The 4,255-nt window shown below is 42.8% G+C and carries 4 protein-coding genes; 1 reads left to right on the forward strand and 3 read right to left on the reverse strand.

Annotated features, from left to right (window positions below):
* The coding region (gene dkgB, locus CAG68_RS20380; protein ID WP_161441583.1) for a 2,5-didehydrogluconate reductase DkgB at positions 1-660 on the forward strand (660 nt) is incomplete at its 5' end.
* A 198-nt stretch (positions 661-858) separates the two neighbouring features.
* Here the strand turns inward: dkgB and CAG68_RS20385 are convergent.
* From CAG68_RS20385 to CAG68_RS20395, 3 genes are all read right to left on the reverse strand, one after another.
* Positions 859-1,551 carry an SDR family oxidoreductase gene (locus tag CAG68_RS20385; protein ID WP_054730597.1) on the reverse strand — a complete coding sequence of 231 codons (693 nt, stop codon included), beginning with the start codon at positions 1,549-1,551 and terminating at the stop codon, positions 859-861.
* Between the two features lie 106 nt (positions 1,552-1,657).
* The gene (locus CAG68_RS20390) at positions 1,658-2,356 is read right to left on the reverse strand and encodes an IclR family transcriptional regulator (protein ID WP_054730600.1); all 699 of its coding nucleotides are present in this window, start codon (positions 2,354-2,356) and stop codon (positions 1,658-1,660) included.
* Between the two features lie 87 nt (positions 2,357-2,443).
* On the reverse strand, positions 2,444-4,255 hold a 1,812-nt coding region (locus CAG68_RS20395; protein ID WP_161441584.1), incomplete at its 5' end, for a diguanylate cyclase domain-containing protein.

Raw genomic sequence — 4,255 nt, forward strand, 5'->3', positions numbered from 1 at the left:
GTATTGACACAGTCCGGTATTGCACGTGATGAGCTATTCATTACGACCAAGATCTGGGTTGATAACATGAACACGGAACAACTCATTCCAAGTCTAAAAGAGAGCTTAGAAAAGCTAAATACAGATTATGTGGATTTGACCTTGATCCACTGGCCTGGCAATAACAATAACTTGAACGAATACATGGCTTCATTACTTGAAGCTAAATCGCAAGGGTTAACCCGTAATATTGGCGTATCCAACTTTAATATTGACTTGTTGCAACAAGCGATAGAAGTGGTCGGTAAAGAGAATATTGTTACTAACCAAATCGAGCTTAGCCCTTATTTGCAAAATCGTAAGTTGGTCAGCTTCATGCAGGAAAACGATATTCAGGTAACGTCTTACATGACCTTGGCATATGGGAAAGTACTTGGGGACCCAACTATTGCAGGTATTGCTGAGGACTATCAGGCCACGCCAGCTCAAGTCGCGCTTGCTTGGGCTTTGTCAAAAGGTTACGCGGTGATCCCGTCTTCAACTAAACGAGAGAATTTAGCAAGTAACCTGAAAGCACTTGAACTTAATCTGAGTGAAGAGGCGATTGCAAAGATAGATGCGTTGGAAAGAAATGGCCGCGAAGTAAACCCTGAAGGGCTAGCGCCTGAATGGGATGATTGAGTGAGTTTCACAGGAAATCATTGCCTAAATGACGCCTCTGCAATCGCTGACTTCCTCAGCGTTTGACAGTAGTACAACACCATAGACGATAAGGGCTCGCTTGTCTGACGATAGTGCGAGCTTTTATCTTTTTGGCCTATTAGTTTACTGTATTCTCCCGGCCCTCAATTTGGCCGGGAGACGTCATTTAGAGATCAATTACCATTCGATTGTAGAGCCATCAAATACGCGGAAGCTTCCGGATTGCTCAAGTGTTAGCTGTTCTGCGACCGAAACAATGCCTGCAACACTTTCCTCGGCAGAAAAGGTTGCGTCCTCACCGCCCATATCGGTTTTTACCCAGCCGGGATGAACTGCGACAGTTTTTACTCCTCGCGATTCGAGATTGCGTGCTGCTGATACTAGAACCTGATTAAGCGCTGCTTTAGATGCTCGATAACTGTACATGTTACCTGAACTGTTATCGCTTAAACTCGCAACTCGGGTTGAGATTCCCACGATGGTTTTGTGCTGACTTTTCGCAACGTTGTCTTGTAGGGCTTGAATTAGCAGGGCAGGTGCGACGGTATTTATGTTTAGTACTTCTAGCCATTTTTTCTGGGTCATTTCGCCAAGCTTTGCACACTCTTCGCCTAATACACCTGCATTAAGAATTAAATGATCGAGCGGACGATCCGCTAATTGAGTGGCTAACTGATCGATATCTTGTTGGTTAGTGACGTCTAGAGCCATCAGTTGAAGTTGATTAGATTGGGTTACTAGTTCATTGAGCTGCTTAGCATTTTCTGGTGAACGACAAGTTGCGATAACTTGCCAACCTTTTCCAAGGTAGTGGCGGACAAATTGCAAGCCTAAGCCACGGTTAGCGCCGGTGATTAATACAGTAGACATCGCTTCTCCTACGTTGTTGAGTTGAACAACGACCATATTAGAGGCGACGTATAAGCATGTAATCAAAACAGTATAAAAATGGCCTAGGATTCGACATTGTCAAATCTTAAAATTTGAGAAAGATGTTGGCAAAGTGTTTTAGCCTAGTGACCGTCAGTTCGGAGGCAGCACCGCTAACACCTGCAACAGCAACGACTTTACCATCCAAGTAAAGGGGGATCGCTAAGCAATTGAGGTTTGGCTCTGCCTCTTCTAAATCGAGTGCGTAACCTGATAATACAACCTGATTAAGTTCAGTTTCTAACGTGGGGGATATTTGGTTTTCAAGGCGTAATGTTCGACGAAGCTCATCATCAAAACTAAGAAAAACTTTGCCGATCGCAGATGTTGTGAGCCCTTCTCGTTTCCCTCTCGGGCTACGGATAGTAAGAGGGTTATCCTGCTCTATAGCATCGATATACAAGTACTCTTTAGCGCCACTTTGTACAGCGAGGTAAGCTGTGTTGTTAGTCACTTGGGCCATTTTTTTCAGCAATGGAACAAAATGTTGTCGGATAGCTTCGTTTTTTTGTTCAATCGGCTTAGACAGTTCATAGCATCTAAACCCTAGGCTGTAGCTATGGTTGTGTTTGGATACATATCCAAGAGAGTGTAGAGTCGCAAGTAACCCGTGAACAGTCGTCTTATTTAACTGGATCGCATTACTGATCGTCTGTAATGATAGGGGAGACTCACTCATCGAGAGCAACTCGAGGATTAGAAAACCTCGCTCTAGAGACTGAATGTTTTTTCTTGCCCTGGGCACAAAGACTCCTTGATGATGGTGTTGCATCTGAATGGCTTACTGATGCTTCCACCTATAACAAACCACTACGCTGGTGGTTTGGCTTTATTAGAGAATATACTCAGCACTTAAACTGATCGGCTCGTTGTATGCGTCCACAAGGGAGTTTTTTCCTTGCTTCTTAGCATTGTATAACGCTTGGTCTAATATCGAATAGAGCTCATCAAAGTTGGTGAGTGGCATTGAGGTTGATAGATAGGCCAGGCTCGCAGATATATTCAATTGATGGTTATTAAGCGAATGTACACTCTTTTCTGAAATTGTTTTATGCAGACTTTGTATTCTAAAGGGAACGTCAATCTCATCGACGTTTTTCAATAGCAAGATAAACTCTTCTCCACCTAAACGACCCAAGTACTCTCCCTTATTAAGTTTAGCTTTAAGCGCTTTGCACACCTGCTGTAGTACTAAGTCGCCAGTTGGATGACCATACTGATCATTAATCGCCTTAAAGTCATCTAGATCGATTAATGCTAGAACGTAGCGGAAGTCTCCTTCCGCTTTGGAGGTTTGGCTTTTAATCGTCTCTATAATTGCCGCTCTGTTTAATGCACACGTTAAGCTGTCTATTTTGGCTTTTAAGCGTGTTTGTCGCTGAATCATCAATGCCAGAGCGAGGAGAAGCAATAAACAGAAAACAACAAAATTATAAGTGCGTTGTTGGTCTGTGAGTTTTTCAAACTGATACTGACTTAGAAGAGTTTCGTTGTTCAACTGCGCGACTTGTAGATCATATTCATACTCTTTTTTAGTGAGATCTAGTGCCTCTAACGCCTTGATATTACTCGCGTCTCGGTTCGTTAGTTCAATCGTCGAGTAGGCCTTGTGATGCTCCAGCGCCTTTTTGTAATCATTTTGAGCTTGGTATGCTTTTGAGAGGAGTAATTGGGCTTGCGCTTGCAATAAGGGCCTAGCGTTTTTTACCGCTAATCTTAACGCAATTGTACCGTGTTCAATCGATTTTTCGGGTGTATGGTTCTTTAAATATGCCAATCCAGCAGCCAAATGACCCTCTGTTTCAAGGTGCGTATTCTCATAAGTTTGGGCAATGTTTAATGCTCTTCCAATGTAATCTACCGCGGTATCCAATTGCCCAGAATCGGCCAAAGCAGCAGATAACCCTAAATAGGTCAACCCTTGCCCGTATGGATAATGAAGTTGTTCGAGAATCGTTAATGCATTTTTGTAGTGGCTGATGGACTTATCGAGTTCTTTGGATTTTCTGTACATCGCTCCTAGACTATGTTCGACTTGCGCAACTTCAAGAGGTGTCCCTTCATCTTGGCGAACCAGTAAGGCTTGAATGAGATATTGCTCTGATTGTTCAAATTGCCCCAGCTCTGCAAGTAAATTGCCGACGTCATTGTAAATCCCTGAAGGATCGCTTTGCGTCGACATGTTGGCCATCAACTGTCGATACAAACTTAAGGCTTTTTCATAGTCACCGCGGTAATTGTAGTTATTTGCTACCACGCGCAAAGCAAGATCAACAGGGAAGTTTTCTTGATGCTTATGATTTAAGTGGCTCTCTAAGGATGAGCAATAAAAGTTTGCTTTGTGATAACGACCTTGTTGATTCAGCGTATAACAAAGTTGATAGTTCATCAGAGCCTTGCCTTCGGAATCGGATATTTTCTTCATTGTCTGTCGCAAAGAAGAAAAGCTATCTACTGAGGCCTCGTAACTACCATGCTTACGTTCATTTAACGCAAGAATATATTCTGATTCTAATTGAGAAAAAGGGTTGTCTAAGACTTGACTGCTGCCATAGTAAGGCTGATTTATGTTTGACATATATTCATAAATCAATCCACTTACGTAGAGCTTTTCGCTGTCCGATTTCGCTGTATGGTAGCGATC

It is taken from the genome of Vibrio sp. V42_P2S4T144, from assembly GCF_009904715.1.
In the GTDB taxonomy this organism is placed as follows: domain Bacteria; phylum Pseudomonadota; class Gammaproteobacteria; order Enterobacterales; family Vibrionaceae; genus Vibrio; species Vibrio alginolyticus.